Genomic DNA, 20,540 nt, shown 5'->3' on the forward strand with positions numbered 1-20,540 from the left:
ATCCCTCGCCGACTACCTCGTCAAAATCAACCTGCCAGCCCCCAAAACAAAACAGTAACTTACTGGCCCAATTTCAGGCGCGACACACTAGTGCCGCGTCCAGCTGGCTTCTGAGGTATCGAGATCCGTCGAGCGCAGTCATATGGCGGTGCCGCGGGCCGTGTCGTGCCGCGTTTCGACTGCGCTCAGCGAGCTGGCCGGACCGGATGTCGCGGCAACCTATCCGGACGGGGCGCTAGCAACGGCTTTACCCTCACCTACCTGCGGTCCGCCGCCGGGCCCCGGCTGCGCGGCGAGGGCACCGTCCCTACGGTCGACAGGGCCGTCGTCGCGTGCGAAATCTATGCCGGGCGCCCGGACACCGAACCGGTGCTGTGCGCGGTCGCCCAGGGCAATGCGCGATCGGTCGAGCGTGAACTCGGCAGCTGAGCATCCGCCGACCAACCCATGAGCGAACGCAACGTCGTGACCAGCGACCGGGGATACATACCCGCATCGGAGCGCGCGGCCACATGTCCGTCCGGACGCACCAGTAGCGCACCGCCCTCCGGCAGATCGGTGCGGGCACGCCATTCGCCACCCAAGCCGTGCACCGCGATCTCGATACCGGTCTCGCGCTGCGCATCGGCCGCGGCATCGCGCCAGGCAGCCGACTTTCCGGCGATCAGTATCGCGTAACCGGGTCCACAGAGATCCAAGGTCGAGGTGGTGTGCTCGGCGTCGAGCCACAGGTGCGGCAGTCGCGTTCCGACCTGCCCGGTCAGCCGATCGACATGCGGCTCGACCCATTCGACGCAATCCGCGGGTTTGCGCGATACCGCGATCGACGCGTACCGGAACCGCGACATGACCGCTCCGAAATCCAACCGACGCGACAAAATCTCCGCGTTGTCCGGGGTTTCGATGCCGTAGCGGGTTTCGAAGTCGTCTCCCAGATTGGCCTGTTCGGCGGCGATGATCGCACGTGACCACCGTTCGGCCTGATAGGAATCGAGCAATGCGGGCCCGCCGGTACCCGACAGCACGGCGGCCAACTTCCAGACCAGATTATGTGCGTCGGCGACACCGGTATTGCCGCCGAAACCACCCCACGGCGCGTGCCGGTGGGCGGCGTCACCGGCGAGGAAGACCCGGCCGCGCCGATACTCGTCGGCCACGAAACTTCCGGTGTCCCAAGCACTTCGCGCCAGCACCTCGACCTCGATATCGGGCGCGCCGATCGCGGCGCGGACCAGATCGATGCAGCGTTCGTCCGGATAGTCCGCGACCGTCTCACGGGTCGGATCGTATTCGAGCTGGAAGGACCATTCGTCGGTGTTGTTCTTGGACAACACGAGTCCGCGGACGGTGTCATTGCTGATCTCGCATTGGCTGAAGGTACGACCGCCGAGCACCCCCGTAAGATCCGTCCGCGCAAAGACATTGATGTAGTGGCGCGTCGGCGGCAGCTCCCAGCCGGCGATACCCAATGCCCCACGGATCGGACTGGCCGCACCGTCGGCCGCGATGAGGTAGTCGGCCCGGATAACCGAGCTGCGACCCGACTCGTCACGCAGGGTTGCGGTGACCCCCGCGTCATCGGCCTCGAAATCGATGAGCTCGACTCCGAATCGGAGATCACCACCGCGTTCGCGGGCCTGCTCCGCAAGCACCGGCTCGAGCAGCACCTGGGGCAGGAAGCAGAACTGCGACGGGCTGGGATCGGCCGCCGCCATCGCCGCCCGCAAGTGACTCAGGTCGAGCGCCTCAGCCGTGATCAGGCTGGTGCCCCGGCTCGCGCCGCCGAAGCTGCCCGCCCGCAATGCGGTCTCGGAGGCCTGGCGGACCCGCCCCTCGACGCCGACCTGACGGAACAGCTCGGTGGTCCTGGTGTGCAAGCCGCGAGCCTTCGGCAACGCCGATGCCTTGGTTCGTTTATCGACGAGAACATAAGGGACATCGTGATATTCGAGGAACAGCGCGGCCGATAGCCCGACCAGGCCGCCGCCGACAACGAGAACGGGAATCCGCTGCGTAGGTGTCATGCCACGATCGTGTGCGCACGAGCTTGCACCGCCCTTGCGTCGCGGTCACGGCGACCATGCATACGAAACGGGCCGTACCCGCGGGTACGGCCCGTTCGAGGCGAATATCAGGCGCTCGCCGCGAAAGCGTGGGCGTCCACGACCGGTTCGGCGACCGGCTCGATGGCGTAGGCCAGGATGTCGGCCACATCGGCGACCGGGCGCACATCCAGGGCGGCCAGCACTTCCGCGGGCACGTCGTCCAGGTCCGGCTCGTTGCGAGCCGGGATGAACACCGTCTTCAGACCCGCACGCTGCGCGGCCATCAGCTTCTGCTTGACCCCGCCGATCGGCAGCACCCGGCCGTTCAGCGTGACCTCACCGGTCATGCCGACATCCGCGCGCACCTGCCGGCCGAGTGCCAGCGACACCAGGGCGGTGACCATGGTGACACCCGCCGACGGCCCGTCCTTCGGCACCGCACCCGCCGGGAAGTGGATGTGGATATTGCGATCCAGCACGGACGGTTCGATGCCGATCTCCGCCAAGTGCGAGCGCACGTAGGTGAGGGCGATCTGTGCCGACTCCTTCATGACATCACCCAGCTGGCCGGTCAGGGTGAGCGCGCGCTCGCCCTCGGCGCCATTGGCCTCGATGTAGAGGACATCGCCGCCGAGACCGGTGACCGCCAAACCCGTTGCCACACCGGGGACCGCGGTGCGTTCCACCGAATCCGGGGTGAAGCGCGGGCGACCCAGGTAGTCCTTCAGGTTCTCCAGATCGATGGTCAACGACTCCAGCGCGTCGTAACCCAACTCGGCGTCGTAACCCAGCGACACCACGTTGTCGGCCGAACCGGTTCCGTCCTCGGACAGCCGAGTCGCGGCCTTGCGCAATGCCTTCGCGATCAACCGCTCCATCTGCCGCACACCGGCTTCCCGGGTGTAGTTGGCCGCCACCTCGCGCAATGCCTCGTCGGTGATCGAAACCTCCTCGGCGGTAAGCGCGTTGCGTTCCAGCTGCCGTGGCACCAGGAAGTCGCGGGCGATGGCCACCTTGTCGTCCTCGGTGTAACCGTCGACGCTGATCATTTCCATGCGGTCCAGCAGCGGGCCGGGAATGGTCTCCAGGACATTCGCGGTCGCGATGAACAGCACGTCGGACAAGTCCAGATCCAGATCCAGATAGTGGTCGCGGAATGTGTGGTTCTGCGCCGGATCCAGCACCTCGAGCAGTGCCGCGGCCGGATCGCCGCGGAAGTCCGAGCCGACCTTGTCGATTTCGTCCAGCAGGACAACGGGATTCATCGATCCCGCCTCCTTGATGGCACGCACGATCCGGCCCGGCAGCGCACCGACGTAGGTGCGCCGGTGACCGCGGATCTCCGCCTCGTCGCGCACACCACCGAGGGCGACGCGAACGAACTTGCGGCCCATGGCCCGTGCCACCGACTCACCGAGCGAGGTCTTGCCGACGCCGGGCGGGCCGACCAGCGCGAGCACGGCGCCGGAACCACGTCCGCCGACGACCTCGAGTCCGCGCGCCGCCCGGCGGGAGCGCACGGCCAGATACTCGACCATGCGATCCTTGACCTCGTCCAGGCCGTGGTGATCGGCGTCCAGCACCGCGCGGGCGGCCGAAACATCGGTGCTGTCGGTGGTTTTCACGGTCCACGGCAGGTCGAGGACGGTATCCAGCCAGGTCCGGATCCAGCCGGATTCCGGGCTCTGATCGCTGGCCCGCTCCAGTCGACCGACCTCGCGCAATGCCTCGGCGCGCACGTCATCGGGCAGATCGGCCTGCTCGACCCGGGTGCGGTAGTCGTCGGCGCCGTCGGGCTCGTCCTCGCCGAGTTCCTTGCGAATGGCATTGAGCTGCTGGCGCAGCAGGAATTCGCGCTGACTCTTCTCCATGCCCTCGCGGACATCTTCGCTGATCTTCTCGGTGACCTCCGCCTCGGCGATATGCGCCTTGGTCCACTCGATCAGCTTGGTCAAACGCTGTGCGGTATCGGGGGTTTCGAGCAGCTCACGCTTCTCGTCGGCGGTCAGGTACGGCGCGTAGCCCGCGGTATCGGCTATCGCCGACGGATCGGTCAGCTGATTGACCGCATCGATGATCTGCCAGGCCTCGCGGCGCTGCAGCACCGAGACGACCAGCTTCTTGTATTCGGCGGCAAGCTCTTTGGTGCGACCGTCGGCGGCTGGCGTCTCTACCGGTTCGGCCTCGACCCACAGCGCGGCGCCCGGCCCGGTGACCCCGTGGCCGATCTTGGCGCGCCGTTCGGCCTTCAGCACCGCGGCGGGCGCGCCACCGCGCATCCGGCCGACCTGTTCGATGGTGGCGACGACGCCGTAGGAGGCGTAGCCCTCGGTCAATCGGGGCGCGAGCAGCACCGCGTCGGTATTCGCGGCGCGCGCGGCGTCGATGGCGGCCTGCGCCGATTCGTCCAGTTCGATGGGCACGACCATGCCCGGCAGCACGATCGGATCGGTCAGGAACAGCACCGGCAGGTTCTGTGGTGTAGTCACGTGTTCGACCCTTCCAAAGGTTGAGCGATGTCCAGTCAACCCCGGGCCTTCCACGTTTGTTCCACACCGCTGCCCACGTTCGCTCAGAGCGATCAGCGTTCGACGCGGCACTAGAATTCAGAGCGTGTTCGAAGTCGATGCGCGGCCGGTATCTGGACCTGTTCGCTGCGACAATCCGGACGGGCTGAGTATTGGCGAGACCGCGCGTCTCACCGGGGTCAGCGTGCACACTCTGCGCTACTACGAACGCGCCGGCCTGGTCATCACCCCCGTCGACCGCACCGCCGGCGGGCGGCGGCGCTACCACCAGCTCGACCTGGACTGGATCTACGTATGCACCAGGCTGCGAGCCACCGGAATGCCCATCCAGACCATGCGTCGCTACGCCGAACTCGTGGCCGCCGGAAAGGGCAACGAGCCGGAACGCATCGCGCTGATGGAGGCGCATCGCGGCGAGGTGGTCGCCAAACTCGCCGAGATACAGGAGAATCTCGCGCTCATCGACCGCAAGCTCGATATCTATCGAGGTCGAATCGCGATCGGCGACCGCGATTTCACTGCACACCCGGGCTGATACGTCCGTCGGCAATGGCATACGTGTTGCGGCGGTGAGAACGGCGGGACCGCCCTATTGTTGGGCGGACCGTGCCGGTGTTCGCTGAGCCGCTGCATCCGAGAGGAGCACGTGGGTGTTCGGGCAGGACTGGAAGCAAGCGGGGGCGGTGCTCGTCGTTGTGGGGGCGCTGATCGGTATTCCGCCCGTACTCGCCGCGATTGTTCCGCTGCGGGAGACGGCGGTGGCGGAGGGAGCCGAGGTCGAGTTGACCGCGCCGGGGGAGAAGCCCGATACGGTCGAATTCTCGGGGGTTTCCGGTTGGGAGCGCAGCCCGACGGGGGATGCGGCTACCGCGGTGTTGGAGAGTCCGCGTGGCTCGCGACTGGTGGCGGCGGTGGTCGACGGGGTCACCGATTTCCGTGATGCGGCCGAGTGGCAGCTGAAGGTGTTGCGGGTACAGGGCTTCGACGCGGTTTTCGACGGCGGCGAGGTACACAACGCGAACGGCTTCGGCGGATTCACCTGCCGTCGGCCGACCGAGCCCGGGGTCTGCGCGATCGTCGGCAAGGACAATCTCGCGGTCACACTGATTCTCGGCGGGGACGATCCGCGGCTGAGCGAATTGCAGCCGATTCTGGATTCGCTACAGGTGACCTCGTGAGGTGGTGGCAGCCGAAATCGGCGCTGTTCTGGGTGTATTGCGCGACACTGGTCGCCGGTGCGTTCGGGCTGGCCGTGCAGATCGCCCCGGTGCTCAGCCTGACCTGGAGTGATGTGCTGGTCGGTTTGCCGTTCACGGTGGCGACGCTGGTCATCTTCGGGTGGGTCATCCTGCAGCTGGACCGGTTGCGCGCCCGGCACCGGATTCGGACGCCGCTGGTCATGGGGTTCCTGTGGGGTGCGCTGGCCGGACCGGGCATCGCCATGTGGGCCAACGACCACAACATGCGCGTTATCCAGAACCTGGCCGGTGACCCCTTCGCCCGCAACTGGCAGGCCCCGATCTCCGCGGCGATCGTCGAGGAGGGCATCAAGGGTGCGGGTGTATTCACCGTGGCTTGGCTGAGTCGCGCGCTCCTGCGACGGCCGATGCACGGACTGCTGCTCGGCGCATTCGTCGGCCTGGGCTTCCAGGTGCTCGAAGACCTGACATACGAGGCCAACTCGGGATTGCTGTCGGCACAGGGGGATGCGTCCTACGCGGTGCTGGTGGGCATCGTCCGGTTGATCACCGGCATCACCTCACACTGGCTGCTCACCGCCATCGCAGGGATCGGCATTGTGCTGGCCGTTGCTCGATCGGACTGGTCGTGGGCACACCGCGCCCGCATCTTCGCCACCTTCTATCTGCTCGGCTGCGCACTGCACTTCGGTTGGGACGCACCGGATCCGGCGAATGTGCCGATCGTCGGCACCACCGCACGCACCGTCTTCTACCTGCTGGTATTCGCAGTTGTCTACGCCTGGGTGCTGCGCAGTGAACGGCATTGGTTCCGAAGGACGATCGCCCGCCCTGAGGCAACGGCCATCGCAGCACCCGCCGAACTGCACAGTCTGATTACGCGCCGCACCCGACGCCATGCTCGTAGAGAAATGCATGTGCACGGCCGCCGCAACCGCCGTCTGCTGGAACGCAGGCAACGCATGCTGCTGGATGCGGTGCAAGATCTCGGGGCTTAGTCCCGCATTGACACCCCGTCGGAGCCAATGAGAATGTTGGCAGCTAGATATCTCACACCTGGGCGGCATTAGGGGGACCCGACGATGACGACACTCACCTCCGGAGTGTTCATCGATTGGGAAGAGCTGACCGGCCTGTCCAAGTTCTGCGTCGATCTGATCACCTTTCCGATCTTCAGTGCGCTCGCTGGTTGGCTCACCAACTGGACCGGGGTGCTGATGTTGTTCTGGCCGGTCATTTTTCGCGGAATCCGGATTCCTGGCCTCCAGGTGTTGTATCCGTATTTTCCGCGCCGGGTCCAGGTGCTGCCGACATTCTCCGGTGACGGCCGCCGTCTCGGATTCCAGGGATTCATTCCGGCGCGCGCGGAGAAGATGGCGAGCATTTGCGTCGACAAGGCACTGATGCGCATCGGCAGTCCGCGGGATTTCATCCACGAACTGGATCTGGAGAGTATTGCCGATTACATCGCGATACTCGCGAGCAAACAGGTCAAACCGCTCGTCGACGAGGTGATGTACCGGGAGAATCCGGACCTGTGGCGCGGGGTACCGAAGGCGATGAAACAGGTCATCTATCAGCGGGTGGACCGGGAATTGCCCGGATTGACCAGGCGGGCCTTCGAATCGCTCGGCGACAATGTCGACCAGCTGATCGATATCAAAACCTTCGTCATCCGGTATCTGCAGGAAAACCCGTACATCCTCAAGGATCTGACGACCACCATCGCCGCCCCCGAATTGCGTTTCATGGTGCGCATCGGCCTGCTCGGTGCGCCGTTCGGCCTGCTGCTCGCGCTGTATATGCATGTGCACCACACCATTCCGGTGTTCGGCTGGGTGCCGGGTTGGGTGATCGTGCTGCTGGCCTCGGCGGCGATCGGCGTGATCGTGAATGTCATCGCGGTCAAAATGGTGTTCGAACCGGGTGATCCGCAGCCGCGTTACAAGTATTTGTGGAAGCAGGCGCTGCTGGCCAAGCGGCAGCCGCAGGCGGCGACCGATCTCGCGCATATCCTGGCCTACCAGGTGCTGACGCTGCCGAATCTGTCCAAGGAACTGCTCGACGGTCCGAACGGCGATAAGACCAGGCAGCTGATCGAGCGGCTGGTCTCCGATGAGATCCATCGCCAACTCGGCCCCACCACCTCGATCGTGCGCGTCGCTTTCGGCCGCCGCCAGTTCGACAATCTCAAGGTCGGCGCCGCGGGCGCTGCGGTCGGGCTGGCTCCCCGCCTGGTCGAGGACGAGGCGTTCACCCTCGAGCAGGCCAAGAAGATCGATGAGTTCGCCGCCCGCAAGCTCCAAGACCTCACTCCGGGGGAGTTCATGGAGATGTTCTACGCCTCGGTCGAACAGGATGCCTGGCTGTTGTATCTACACGGCGCGCTGCTCGGCCTCGTGGTCGGCGCCGCCCACCTGACGATTTTCGGCTGGTAACCGGCCCGAATCCGGTCAGCGTCGAGCCCGCGCCAAATACAAGCACGCATGCTTGCATTTTTTTCGGCCCACTGCGATGCTGGACCGCGACGGTGTACGAAGCAGTGCGCCTGGACGGGACAGGGATCTGATGGCCGACCTAGACGCGCTCCTGCGCGATTTCGCCGACGACTGCGCGGAACTGGAACGAATCGTCGCCCCGCTGGCGGACTGGTCCGCGCCGACACCGGCGCCCGGCTGGAGTATCGCCCATCAGATCGGCCATCTAACCTGGACCGACGAGGTCGCCGCGCTGGCCGCCACCGACCCGGATGGTTTCGCGAAGCTGGTCGAGGAGGCGGGCCCGAAGGCGTTCACCTTCGTCGACGAGGCTGCCGAGGAAGCGGCCACCGCATCCACCGCCGAACTGCTCGACCGATGGCGTCGCGGCCGTGCCGGTCTGATCGAGGCGCTGCGCGCGCTGCCCTCCGGCACCAAACTGCCGTGGTTCGGACCGCCGATGAGCCCGGCGTCCATGGTAAGCGCGCGCATGATGGAGACCTTCGCACACGGCCAGGACATCGCCGACGCACTCGGTTTGACCAGGACACCGACCGCCCGGCTGCGCACGGTCGCCCATATCGGCGTGCGAACCAGGAACTTCGCCTACACCGTGCGCGGTAAGACCGTGCCGGCCGAGGAATTCCGCGTCGAACTCACCGCACCGGACGACAGCGTGTGGTCCTGGGGTCCCGAGGATGCCGGGCAGAAAGTGACCGGTCAGGCACTCGACTTCTGCCTGCTGGTGACACAGCGACGGCACCGTGACGATCTCGCGCTGAAAACAATTGGCGCGGACGCCGCCGAATGGCTCACCATCGCACAGGCTTTCGCGGGACCGACGGGTGACGGGCGGTCGGCGGGCCAGTTCGCCTGACCCGCCGCATCCGAACCACCGCGGAATTCTTAGGTGCGGGCGAGCGCCACACTTGGGTGCGCCGTTCGTGTCGGCCGGACGCCGTTGGCCGGGTGTCTCGATGTGGCAGTCGAGAATGGCGCTCGCCAGCTAAGTGTATTTACCCGCTCGTCAGCTTGTAGAAACATTGACGACGCCATTCGGCTCGAGTTCGGTATCGCGGATATAACCCGGCTTTGTGATGCTGATCTCCCTCATGCGGTGCCACCTGCGGCCGCCCCTGTAACCTGGACAAGCGTACGGCTTTCAACGATGCGGGCCGCGCGGTGAGGGGATCAGGGGCGGACGGAAGGAACGCATCGTGGCATATAAGCCTGCCCAGATCGCTCGGCATACCGCCATCGTGCTCGCGGGCGCCGCCAGCCTCAGTCTCACCGTTACCGCGGGGGCCTACATCGTCCACCAGATGGCCGACACTCAGCACGCCACCAACGAGGTGGCCGGACCACCTGCGGTGCGGATTCCGGATGTCGACACCGATTACGGACCCGTGCTCTCCGATGCCATATCGACCGGTGGAACTCGCGACCTGCCCGCGCTATTCGGCCGCTTCCCCGCGGAATCCAGCGACGGCACCGTGAAAATCTCTCAGGCCCATACCGATTCGCCTGCCTCCGCCGGAATCAGCGGCAAACTGCGCCTCGGCACCGCCTATCTCGGCGCGCAGGTGGCACCGGGCCGCGCGAATTGCGTCGCCTTCACGGTGGATACCAATGCGCTAACGGCACTGACGGACTTCCTGCTCGCCGAACCGGTTCGGGACCGGCTCGGCATCCACGCCGATCCGGGCGGGGTCACCCAGTTGCGCACCGAGGTCGATACGCACAACGGCGAACTGACGCTCACCTTCTCGGATCCGACCCTCGGTGAACACCGCCTGCGGCTCGATCGCAGTCCCACGCCGAGCACCGAACATGTTGCGACCGTAGAAGATTCGGCTACGTCAGAAGCCGTCGATGCGACCCCGAATCCGACCGTGACGACGGCGAACCACACCGTCGCGGTCTAGTCCGCCTACGCTGCGTCCCATGTACGACTTCTGTGTCATCGGGGGCGGGATCGTCGGAGTCGCGACGGCGCATCGGATTCTGCGACGTCATCCGGGTGCGAGCCTGGTGCTCGTCGACAAGGCCGACGCACTCGCGACCCATCAGACCGGACACAACAGCGGCGTCATCCATTCCGGCATCTACTACCCGCCGGACAGTCTGAAGGCGCGGCTGTGCCGAAAGGGCGCCGCCTGGACGAAGGAATTCGCCGCGGCACAGGGCATTCCGTTCGAGGTATGCGGAAAACTGCTGGTGGCCACCGATGCCGCCGAATACCGCCGGATGGTCGCGCTGCACGAACGCTCGGTCGCCAACGGGGTCGATGTCGAACTCATCGACACTGCCGAACTAACTCGCCGCGAACCGCATGTGACCGGTGTCGGCGCACTGTTCGTGCCCGCCACCGGCATCATCGACTTCACCCGCGTCACCAACGCACTCGCCGAGGAGGTCCGGGCCGCGGGCGGTGAAATCGTGCTGAATGCCGAGGTCACCGCACTCACCGAAACCGCCGATGCGGTCACCGCGGCGGGTCCCGCGGGTTCTTGGACGGCGCGCACCCTGGTGGTCTGTGCAGGTCTGCAGGCCGACCGGATGGCCACGCTCGCGGGTCTGCCAACCGATTTCCGCATCGTGCCTTTCCGCGGCGAGTACTACCAATTACCGCCCAGCCGATCCGGACTGGTGCGCACACTAATCTATCCGATTCCCGATCCGAATCTGCCCTTCCTCGGGGTACATCTGAGCCCGATGATCGACGGCACCCTGACCGTCGGCCCCAATGCGGTACTCGGCCTGGCCAGGGAGGGCTACCGCAAGGGCAGCTTCGACGCTCGCGACGCCCGTGCGGTGCTCGGTTTTCCCGGCTTCCACCGAGTGGCCCGTGCCCATGTGCGCACCGGACTGCGCGAGTTGCGCAACTCCCTGTTCAAACGCGGTTATCTGGCCGAATGCCGAAGGTACTGCCCGGAGCTCACGATCGGCGATCTGCGACCACGCGAGGCGGGCATCCGTGCGCAAGCGGTACTGCGCGACGGCACTCTGGTACACGACTTCCTGATCGAACGCACACCCCGCTCGATTCACGTGCTCAACGCACCGTCACCGGCGGCGACCTCCGCCATGCCGATCGCCGAATACATCGTCGACCAACTGTGATCCCGCCGAGTTAGCTGGATCGCGCGTTCCAGCAAACCAAGCGACCACCCGGTCATCAATGTGGTAAGCCCGCCAACCAAATTCCCGGCAACCGCTCGAATAAAGAGGAGAGCTGTAGTACTTTTAGCGGCAGCCAACAGGGAGGGGCCCTATGGGCCACATCAAGTACGCGAGCGACGTCGGAGCCCCGGTCGAGGTGGCCTTCACCTATACGGACAACCATCAGTTCGTGCCGGATTGGATGTTCGCCGTCGCCGCGTTCGAGCCGAAAGACGAGCTCGACCAGGGTCTCGGTGCGGTCTTCACGACGCGGATCAGACTGGGACTGTGGCGGCCGACCATCGAATGCGAGATCACCGAATACCGGCGCAATGTGGTGATCGGCTACACATTGCGGGGCCAGTTATCAGGGACTTTGACGCTGCGCTTCGACCCGCTCGGCTACGGACGCTCGGTGCTGACCTCGCAGGCGGAGTACGCTCCACCGGGTGGGCTGTTCGGTCGACTGTGCCTGCGCCTGGTGGATTCCGCCGTGCGCTCGGCACTGCGCCGCACCGAATCCCAGTTGCGAAGGGAGATAGAGGAATTCCACGGTACCGATCTTGTCGGTCGGATTGCGTAGGGTGCCATCCATGATCATCGTGAGCACCGACGGATCCTGCCTCCGTAATCCCGGCGGCGCCATCGGCTGGGCTTGGGTCAATCATCAGGGCGGTTCACGCAGCGGGGGAGCCGCCACCGGAACCAATCAGGTCGCGGAGTTACGCGCGCTTTTGGAGGCGGTACTCGCCCATCCCGGCGAGGAACCGCTGTTCATCGAGAGCGATTCGCTATACGCGATCAAATGCGCGTCGGAGTGGATCTTCGGCTGGCGGACCAACGGCTGGCGCACCGCCAGCGGCGGCGCGGTGAAGAACGTGGAACTCATCAAACAGATCGACCGGGCCATTGCCTCCCGGCCGGGACCGGTCCGGTTCCGTTGGGTGCGTGGACACGTCGGCAATTACTTCAACGAAATGGCCGATACCCTCGCGGGCGAGGCGGCCAGACAGGCCGCGGCTTCCGCGGCGGCCGGTGAGGTCCCGACCGCGGAACTCCCCGAGCTGCAGCCGGTGCTCGAGGACTCCTCCGACAAGACCACAAAATCCGCCCGGCCGCGGTCAGCGGGGAAGCCGGTCGCACCAGCACCTCAGGCATTGACCCTGTTCTGAGTCCGCCAGGCGCGACCGGGCGCAAGACCGCCGGAAAAGACCTCCGGGCGGGTGGTGCCATTCCCACCCGCCCGGAGGCGCTTTTTGCTTGTAGTTGATCCGATCAGTTGCCCATCTGCTTCAGGATGGGCAGATCGAACTTGTCGACGAGCCACTTGTCGCCGACCTTCTTCAGACCGGCCACCACGACGAGCTCCACCTTGCTCGGCGGCTTGTTCGCGGCGGCGATATTCACATTGGTGGTGGTCTGACCGATCACCACCAGCACATTCGCGTGCTCGGTATCGCCGGACTGGAAGCCGCACTGCATGTCGTAGGTGGACGAGGTGGCCTTGGCGTCGATGACGACACCCTTGAGGTCCTGGCCGAGCTTGGCGAACTGATCCTTCCAGTCACCGGTCGACGCGGCATCCACCTTCTTCAGGTACTCGTCGATGGTCTGCGGATCGTAGGTGGAGATCAGCTTGCCGTATTCGCACGCCGCCGCGGTGGCCGCCTCGTGCGCGTCCAGCTCATCGCCGCGATTACTCGCCTGCCGGTAGAAGACGACAACGGCGGTCACCGCCGCGACGAGCAGCACGCCGGCGACGAATGCGGCGACGACAGGCACCAGCGCGCCGCGATCCTTGCCGCCATTCTGCGGTACCGGCTGCGCCGCGCCCTTGGCCGACGTGTCCGCCGCCTGCTTCGGCTCGGACTTCGGGGCTGCCGGGGTCGGCGCTGCGGCTACCGCATCACCCGACTTCCCGATCTCGACGGTCTTGTCCTCGGCGGGCGCGTCGGCCTTGGCGTCCTCTTTCGGCGCATCCGAGTTCTGGTTCTCGGCGCCGACATCATCAGTGGACATCGATACAATCCTGCACTTTCCCGGCGCACCCGAGCGCACCGATATTGCCTTGTCGGTCCGCATCAGACGAACCGTTCGCACTCTGCGGGGGAGTATTCCCGGCCCGGGATCGCACGCCCGGGCCGGGGTAACTCACCGTCGAATACGTACCGCTCGCTGTGTCAACTCACCGCAGTGTTCGGTTCACCGCAGCGGCGGCGGGGTCATTTCATTCGGATCCGCGCCCGGCGGCATTTGCGCGCCATTGTCCGGAACATTCGGGCGCGGCGCATTCGCCGAACCGCGCACCTGCAGTCCGGGCGGCGGGTTCTCGCAGTAGTTCCACTTGGGCAGCGAACCGTCCTGGATCACCTCATTGCGGATCGGCGTGTGCTTGTACTGGCAGATCGGCCGAACCCAAATATCCGCGACAGCGTGGAATTCGTTGTCGTGCGCCGGCACACCAGCGGCGGACAACCCGATGTTCAGGGACGGGAACAGCGCTTGCAGCGCCGGAATCCGCAGCTGCGCGGCCCGGGTCATCGCCGCGAAGTTGGCAGCGAGACTGGTGATCGGATCGGCCGTTTTGTCCAGCACCGCACCGAGACTGGTCAGCTGTCCCGGCGCCTTCTCCAGCACCGCCTGCAGTTCACCGTTCGCATTGTTGAACTGGTCGAACAGCTGACCCGAATTGTGGGTCAGCGTCGCGAGATCGGGCTGCGCCATCGAGGTGGTGTTCGCGATGGTGCGCAGGTTGGTGATCAGATTCTGGGTCTGCGGCAGCAGATTGTCGAAACCGGCCATGGCCAGGCTGATGCCGTTCACCATGCCGCGCAACTGATCCGGGCCGCCGCTGAGCGCGGTGTCCAGGTTGGCCAGGATGACGCTGAACTTATCCGGATCGACCTGGGCGATCAGCGCGCTGGAGTTGTCGAGCACCGACCAGATCGGGGTCGGGGTCTTGATCTTCTCGGCATCGAACTCGATGACCGAACCGTCCTTCAGGAACGGCGCCTGCTCGGTATTCGGCCGGAAGTCGATGTACTGCTCACCGGCACCGGAGAGCGCGCCCACCGAGATCTTGGTGTCGGACGGAATCTTGTACTTGCTGTCGATTTCGGCCGTCGCGGCGATGGATTGTCCGCGATCGACCAACTCGATCGAGGTCACCTTGCCGATGCGATAGCCCCGCAGGGTCACATCGTTGCCGGGCTGCAGACCACCGGAGCGGTCCAGATCCACGGTGACGGCGTAGGTCGACTTCAGCGGATTCACCCGCATCACGCTCACCAGCAGATAACTGGCCCCGACGACGAACACCAGCACCAGGCCGATAGTGGACAGCAGCATCTTGCGCTGCATCAATTTGCCGAGCCAACTCATCGGTGACCCCCCTGCAGTCGTCCTTGAATCGCCTGCAGGACGGTGATCAGGCTGCCCGCGAAGTCGCTGAGGTCGCGGCCGTCGAAGAACTTGCCCTGCGCCGGATCCGACAACAGGCTGAAGTTGTGAATGTTGGTGACGGTGGCGTAGACCGCGAGGCTGTTACCGCGGAAGGACGCATCGAGCGGGCCGCGTATTTCGTGCAGCGCATCCAATGCGGGACCGAAGTTCTGCTCGGTCTGCGACAGCGCGTTCATCAGCTTGTGCACGTTGTCGAGTAGGTCGCCCAGTTGGTCGCCTGAGGTGTTGGCATAGTCGCCGAGTGCCGCGCTGGTCACCGAAATCTTCTGCAACAGATCGCCGATGGCCCGGTTGTTCTCCGCGATGGCACCGATCATCTGCGGCAACGAATCGGCGACCTGCCCCAATTCCGAGCGCCTGCCCTCGATGGTGTTGGCCAGGGAGCTGAACTGGGCGAGCACGCTGTCCACCCGGGCGCTGTTGTCGTTCAAACTGCCTACCACGCCGGTCATTTCATTGATCAGATGCGCTATCTGATCGCCGCGACCACCGACGATGGAATCCATCTCCGAGGTCAGCTTGGTCAGCGCGGCCACGCCACCGCCGTTGAACAACATGGAGACCGAGATCAACAGCTCCTCGACGGTGGCACCCGCCGAGGTCTTGTCCAGGCCAAGCGTGTCGCCGTCGTGCAGGACCGGCGAACCCGGATCCGCCTTGGCCTTGGACACCGCGATGAACACATCGCCGAGCGGGGTGGCTTGGCGCAGTTCCGCCGTACTGCCGACCGGAAGTTCGATGTCCTTGCTGATCTTCAGATCGACAATGGCTTCGAAGTTCTTGGTCTGGATATTGGAGACCACACCGACATCCGAGCCACCGATCTTCACCTTCGCCTGATCGGGCAGATTCAGCGCGTTCTCGAATTTCGCGTGCACGGTGTAGGTTTCACCGGCCAAGCCCGGTTTGGGCAGCGGCAGCTTCTCCACCGTGAAACCACAGCCGGAGGTGATGGCCACCCCGGATGCCGCCGCCAACGCGATCAGCGTGCGGCGGGCCTTCATCGTGAACCGGTCGCTCATTTGGTCATCCCCAGCAGTGCCGCCGTCATACCGAGGTCCGGACCGAGATCCTCGAGCTTGCCGGTGCGGCAGCCATCCGAACGCATCTGAATCCGTTCACAGAACACGCTCAGCAGTTCACCGTTGAGGAAGGTCGGCAAGTTGCCGTGCAGCCGGACGTAACCCAACTCGCGGTTCATCGACCGGTCCAGGTTCTGCATGAGCAGCGGCGCGATGTCGACGACCTCGGTGAGGCCGCGGGCATTGGCCCGCAACTGACCGGTCACCTTGGTCAGACCCTCCAGCGAACTGCCCAGCTGATCCTGGTACTGCACGAAGACCGAACTCGTATTGGCCAGGAAGTCGTTGAGCTGCTTCAGCGTGGCCTCCAGCCCGGGGGCCTGATCGCTGAGCAGTCCGGTCATCTGCGTCATCCGATTGCTGAAATCGCGTACGGATTGGTCGTTTTCGGCCAGCATCGTGGTCAGCTCGTTCAATTTGACGATGATGCTGGAGACCGCGTCCTTATTGTCGACGCCTACCTTCAGTGCGCTGGAGAGCGCGTTGAGGGTGTCACGCATCTTCTCGCCGTTGCCGTTCAACATCGGATAGAGCACCCGCCCCGACAGCGGACCGATGCCCTCGGTACCCGGTTCCGGCTTTAGCGCGGCGGCGAACTGATCGATGGTCTTGAGCATCGTGTCCAGCTCGACCGGTGTCTTGGTCTTCGCCTTCGGCAGATGCGCGCCATTGGACATGGTCTCGCCCTGGGTATAGGCCGGGGTCAGTTCGACGTGGCGGTCGGTGACGATGGACGGCGAAATGATCGCGGCCATCGCATCTTTCGGGATCTTGACGTCCTTGTCGATCGTCATATGCACTTCGACAAGGGTGCCCTTGGGAATGACCTTGTCGATCTTGCCGACTTGCAGGCCGAGCACCGTAACCGGATTGCCCTCGAAGACACCCGCGATGTTCTCGAAGTCCGCGGTGATCGTCATCGTGTTCCCCAGTGCGCTGTTCACCGAACTCGGCACCAGCGAGCAACTGCCGATGGCCAGGGCCGCGGCGCTGATCATCAGTGGTTTGGCCACCCGCCGCAGATTCGGCAGGCGCAGGTTGATTCGCATCAGTCTCATCCCTTGCAGCCCTCGATCATGTGGGCGAAGCACAACCAGTTGTCGGGGAAGAGCCAGGGGAGGCCGACCTCACCATACGGACCGTTGCCGAACGCGTTGTTGAAAGTGCGCACCGACACCGGCATGATCTGCAGCATCCGGTCGAGGTTGTCCTTGTTCTTCTGCAGGCCCTCCGCCATGGTGTTCAGCTGCGCGATGGTCGGGCCGAGCTGGTTGTTATTGGCCGCACCGATCTCCTGCAGCTGGCGGCTCAGCGTCGCCACGTTGTCGAGCAGCTGGCGCAGCAGGCTCTGGCGTTCCATCACCCGGTTGGCGATGGCCTCGCCCTGGGTGATCACCAACAGCACGCTATTGCGGTTGTCGCCGAGAATCCTGGTGACCCGGTCGAGATCCTTGAGCAGGCTGTCGACTTCCTGCTTGCGCGAATCCATCACCTTCGCCAGCGCGCCGACGCTGTCCAGCGCCTGTGCCGTCAGCGCGGGCGAATCGCCGATCTGCTTGTTGATCAGATCGAGCGAGGTGGCCAACTGCTTGGTGTCGAGCGCCTCGAACTTCGGCGTGCCGTACTCGACCACATCGGCCAGGTTGTACGGAACCGAGGTGTTGGACAACGGAATTCGGCTGTCCTTCAGTCCCGACCCATCACCGGGGTCCAGATCGACATAGCGTGCGCCGAGCAGCGTCGCCATCTTGATCGAGGCCCTGGCATCCGGCCCGAGCTTGACATCGTTGTCCACGCTGAGGGTGAGCAGGACATGCCCGTTCTCCAGCTTGGCACCGGCCACATGGCCGCTCGGGACACCGGCCACATTGACCTTGTCGCCGACCTTGACCCCAGCGGTCTGCACGAACTCGGCCTTGACCGTCTTCTCACCGACGCCGATCAGCTTGTAAGCGCTCGAGCCGATCAGCAGCACGATGATGAGGACGCCACCGAGAACACCCAGCCAGAAGTACCGATTGCTGTTGAACCTGTCCTTGATCTTGGTCATCATGGGCGGCACACCGCCGACTGTCCGTTGCCACCGATCTGTGGGAGCAGACCGCGGGGGAGCAGGATGCCGTATAGCGAGACGTCCAGCTTGCAGAAGTACGCATTCGCGTAGGCGCCGTCCTGAGTGAACTTGCCGATGGCGGACAGCGCCGCGGGCAAATCGATCGCGGCTTGGTCGAGCTTGGCGCCGTTGGCGATCAACAGTGTCAGCGCTGCGCTCGTCGAATCCTGTGCGGTGGCCAGCTTCGGCTGGATCTTGCCCATCATGTCGACCAGTCCGCTGGTCGCGTCCGCGATCTGCACCGTGGACGCTTGCAGCGACTGCCCCTGGTCGTACAGGCCGCCGATCAGTGCCCGGGTCTGGGTAACCAGGGTCTCCAATTCATCACCTCGCTTGGCCAACCCGGACATGACGCCGCTGAGGTTGGTGATCACATCGCTGAGAATCGCGTCTCGGCGCTGGAAATCCGTGGCCAGGGTAGCGGCCTGAGTGATGAACGCGCTCAACGAAACCCGGTCACCCTGCAATGCCTGGATGAAGGTCTCCGAGAGCCGGTTCACCTGCTCGGGCTGCAACACCTGGAACAGCGGCTGGAATCCGTTGAGCAGTCCGGACACATCGAAGGACGGTTCGGTGCGCTCGAGCGGAATGGTGGCCTTGTTCTTCAATGCCGCCGGGCTCGCCGCCTTGCCCGGGGCCAGGGCGACATAGCGCTGGCCGATCAGGTTCTGGTAGCGCACCAGCGCCTTGGTGTCGTCGTACACCGTCTGGTTGCGCTGCACGATGAATGTCACGTTGGCGACGGACTTCTTGGTCTTCGAATCGCGGGTGACTTCGATCTTTTCGACCTTGCCGACCCGCACGCCCGCCATCCGGACGTCATCGCCCTCGCGCAGGCCGAGCACATCGCTGAAGGTCGCGGTGTAGGTGTTGGTGTCACCCTCCACGACCCGCGCCAGCGTATTCCAGACGACAACGGTGACCAGGATCGAGACGATCGCGAAGAGGCCGAAGCCGATCAGTGGTTTACGAACGCTCATTCGGCGGCACCGCCGACCTGCAAAGAGCCTCCGCGCATTGCCGAACTGAGCAGCAGATATTCGGCCGCTGTCGGCCGACGACCGAGCAGGGCCACGATCGCGGCATCTCCTTCGTACGAAATTGGACCGGCGGTCACTGGCGCACTGGCCGGTTGGGCGGGCACGGCCGGGGCCGCGGGCTGATCGGAGGAGGGCTGAGCACCCGGTGCGGGCGGCGCCAGATTCGGGAACAAACCCTCCAGCGGGGTGCCGGCGAACGGGCTGGCCGGCTTCGGCTCACTCGAGCTCGTCGCGAGCGGATCACCCGGCGAGGTCAGACCCGGGATCTCCGGGAAGCCCGCGGGCAGTGGCAGTTTCGCCAAACCCTGCGCCGTTTCCAGCGAACGCGGCTGCATCGACGGTGGCAGGTAGCCGGGATCGGAGACCGCGGGTGCGGTGGCACAGCTCGGGCCGGCCAGGTTGCCGTAGCGCGGGCAGTCCGCCTGCTCGTACGGCCGATACGGGGTGAGCGTCGCACCGGCATTCCAGATCATCTGCCGCTGCGGACCCCAGTGGAAGGTCGTACTCAACTTGCGCAGCGAGTTGTTCAGCGAGGCTATGGTGTCCGGGATCGAATTCGCGTCCGCAGCAAGCGCGCCGAACATATCGCTGGTCCCCGCCGTGATCTGCTTACCGATGTCACCGTTGCGGGCGAACAGGCCGTTGACCGTATCCACCGTGCCCGCCGTGCCACTGATCAACGCGACCAAGGCGGTGCGGTGATCGGCGATGGTCTGCGCGGTCTTCACCGAACTGCCGAGCACATCGAGCAATTCAGGCGCGGACTCGTTGAGCGCGCGGGCCGAGGCCGAGAAATCATCTAGCAGCACACCGAGATTCGGGATGGACTCGTCCACCGAGGTGAGCCACCTGTCCAGCCGCTCGATGGTGGAGCCCGGCATCCGGCCGCTGCCGTCCAGCGCCTGGGAGAGCGTGCCGAGCACCCGGCCGAACTGCACCGGATCGAGCTTGGTGAGGATGGTCCGCACGGTGGTGAGGGTGTCCTGCAGCGCGATGGTGCCCTGGCTGCGGTCCTCCTCGATGGTCGAACCCTCGTGCAGGTACTTGTCCGCCGGACCGTTGAAGACCAGCTCCACCGAGGTGACAGCGAACAGGTTGCTCGGCACCACGCGGGCGGTCACGTTCGACGGGATATCACCGGCGAACTCCGGTTTCAGGTCGATCTGCACCTTCTGCAGCTCGCCCTTAGCGGCGACCTCGACATCCTTGACCGCACCGACCAGCACCCCGCGGAACTTCACGTCGGCCTCGCTGGGCAGCCCGTCACCGGTGGTGGTCAGATTGGCGACCACATGCACCTTCGGCACGAAATAGCCTTGGTATCTTGCCATCAGGAAGCCGAGGATCAGCGCGAAGACGACGAGTCCGCATATGCCGGCGACCAACAGTTGTCGCATGGTGGGGCCACGCCCACTGGGATCGATGATCATCT

18 protein-coding genes are annotated in these 20,540 nt (G+C 64.9%); 9 read left to right on the forward strand and 9 right to left on the reverse strand.

Features of this window, described 5'->3' with window-relative positions; genetic code table 11:
- Window positions 1–341: 341 nt before the first annotated feature.
- Window positions 342–2,024, reverse strand: a complete 1,683-nt coding sequence (locus ACZ60G_RS21830; protein ID WP_465811876.1) for an FAD-dependent monooxygenase — start codon at window positions 2,022–2,024, stop codon at window positions 342–344.
- A 107-nt stretch (window positions 2,025–2,131) separates the two neighbouring features.
- Window positions 2,132–4,474 (reverse strand): endopeptidase La, encoded by a 2,343-nt coding sequence (gene lon / locus ACZ60G_RS21835; RefSeq protein ID WP_465812136.1) that lies wholly within the window; start codon window positions 4,472–4,474, stop codon window positions 2,132–2,134.
- Between the two features lie 184 nt (window positions 4,475–4,658).
- Between lon and ACZ60G_RS21840 the strand changes: the two genes are divergently transcribed.
- The 9 genes from ACZ60G_RS21840 (at window position 4,659) to ACZ60G_RS21880 (ending at window position 12,583) form a co-directional block, all read left to right on the forward strand.
- The gene (locus ACZ60G_RS21840) at window positions 4,659–5,108 is read left to right on the forward strand and encodes a MerR family transcriptional regulator (protein ID WP_465811877.1); all 450 of its coding nucleotides are present in this window, start codon (window positions 4,659–4,661) and stop codon (window positions 5,106–5,108) included.
- 115 nt (window positions 5,109–5,223) lie between these two features.
- A complete protein-coding gene (locus ACZ60G_RS21845) occupies window positions 5,224–5,751 on the forward strand; it encodes a hypothetical protein (RefSeq protein WP_465811878.1) in 528 nt (175 codons plus the stop codon).
- Window positions 5,748–6,770, forward strand: coding sequence for a PrsW family intramembrane metalloprotease (locus ACZ60G_RS21850; protein WP_465811879.1), 1,023 nt, complete (start codon window positions 5,748–5,750; stop codon window positions 6,768–6,770). The genes ACZ60G_RS21845 and ACZ60G_RS21850 overlap by 4 nt, the downstream gene beginning before the upstream one ends.
- 84 nt (window positions 6,771–6,854) lie before the next feature.
- The gene (locus ACZ60G_RS21855; RefSeq protein WP_465811880.1) at window positions 6,855–8,210 is read left to right on the forward strand and encodes a hypothetical protein; all 1,356 of its coding nucleotides are present in this window, start codon (window positions 6,855–6,857) and stop codon (window positions 8,208–8,210) included.
- A gap of 130 nt (window positions 8,211–8,340) precedes the next feature.
- On the forward strand, window positions 8,341–9,126 hold the full coding sequence (locus ACZ60G_RS21860) for a TIGR03084 family metal-binding protein (protein ID WP_465811881.1): 786 nt from the start codon (window positions 8,341–8,343) through the stop codon (window positions 9,124–9,126).
- Between the two features lie 340 nt (window positions 9,127–9,466).
- Window positions 9,467–10,174 (forward strand): hypothetical protein, encoded by a 708-nt coding sequence (locus ACZ60G_RS21865; protein WP_465811882.1) that lies wholly within the window; start codon window positions 9,467–9,469, stop codon window positions 10,172–10,174.
- A 19-nt stretch (window positions 10,175–10,193) separates the two neighbouring features.
- Window positions 10,194–11,372, forward strand: coding sequence for an L-2-hydroxyglutarate oxidase (lhgO, locus tag ACZ60G_RS21870; RefSeq protein WP_465811883.1), 1,179 nt, complete (start codon window positions 10,194–10,196; stop codon window positions 11,370–11,372).
- 151 nt (window positions 11,373–11,523) lie between these two features.
- A complete protein-coding gene (locus tag ACZ60G_RS21875; protein ID WP_465811884.1) occupies window positions 11,524–11,994 on the forward strand; it encodes an SRPBCC family protein in 471 nt (156 codons plus the stop codon).
- Window positions 11,995–12,004: 10 nt separating this feature from the next.
- Window positions 12,005–12,583 (forward strand): ribonuclease H, encoded by a 579-nt coding sequence (locus ACZ60G_RS21880; RefSeq protein ID WP_397043029.1) that lies wholly within the window; start codon window positions 12,005–12,007, stop codon window positions 12,581–12,583.
- 103 nt (window positions 12,584–12,686) lie between these two features.
- Here the strand turns inward: ACZ60G_RS21880 and ACZ60G_RS21885 are convergent, their stop codons facing one another.
- The 7 genes from ACZ60G_RS21885 to ACZ60G_RS21915 all read right to left on the reverse strand — a co-directional run bounded on the left by ACZ60G_RS21885 (window position 12,687) and on the right by ACZ60G_RS21915 (window position 20,538).
- Window positions 12,687–13,430, reverse strand: coding sequence for a hypothetical protein (locus tag ACZ60G_RS21885; RefSeq protein ID WP_465811885.1), 744 nt, complete (start codon window positions 13,428–13,430; stop codon window positions 12,687–12,689).
- 183 nt (window positions 13,431–13,613) lie between these two features.
- Complete coding sequence (locus tag ACZ60G_RS21890; RefSeq protein ID WP_465811886.1) at window positions 13,614–14,792, reverse strand: MlaD family protein; 1,179 nt, start codon at window positions 14,790–14,792, stop codon at window positions 13,614–13,616.
- The gene (locus tag ACZ60G_RS21895) at window positions 14,789–15,895 is read right to left on the reverse strand and encodes an MCE family protein (protein WP_465811887.1); all 1,107 of its coding nucleotides are present in this window, start codon (window positions 15,893–15,895) and stop codon (window positions 14,789–14,791) included. Before ACZ60G_RS21895 ends, ACZ60G_RS21890 begins: the two co-directional genes overlap by 4 nt.
- A complete protein-coding gene (locus tag ACZ60G_RS21900; RefSeq protein ID WP_465811888.1) occupies window positions 15,892–17,004 on the reverse strand; it encodes an MlaD family protein in 1,113 nt (370 codons plus the stop codon). The genes ACZ60G_RS21895 and ACZ60G_RS21900 overlap by 4 nt, the downstream gene beginning before the upstream one ends.
- 5 nt (window positions 17,005–17,009) lie before the next feature.
- Window positions 17,010–18,005, reverse strand: coding sequence for an MCE family protein (locus ACZ60G_RS21905; protein ID WP_465812138.1), 996 nt, complete (start codon window positions 18,003–18,005; stop codon window positions 17,010–17,012).
- Complete coding sequence (locus tag ACZ60G_RS21910; RefSeq protein ID WP_465811889.1) at window positions 18,005–19,048, reverse strand: MCE family protein; 1,044 nt, start codon at window positions 19,046–19,048, stop codon at window positions 18,005–18,007. The genes ACZ60G_RS21905 and ACZ60G_RS21910 overlap by 1 nt, the downstream gene beginning before the upstream one ends.
- Window positions 19,045–20,538, reverse strand: coding sequence for an MCE family protein (locus ACZ60G_RS21915; RefSeq protein ID WP_465811890.1), 1,494 nt, complete (start codon window positions 20,536–20,538; stop codon window positions 19,045–19,047). Before ACZ60G_RS21915 ends, ACZ60G_RS21910 begins: the two co-directional genes overlap by 4 nt.
- Window positions 20,539–20,540 lie beyond the last annotated feature (2 nt).

The sequence above is a fragment of the Nocardia sp. NPDC102475 genome (assembly GCF_055584605.1).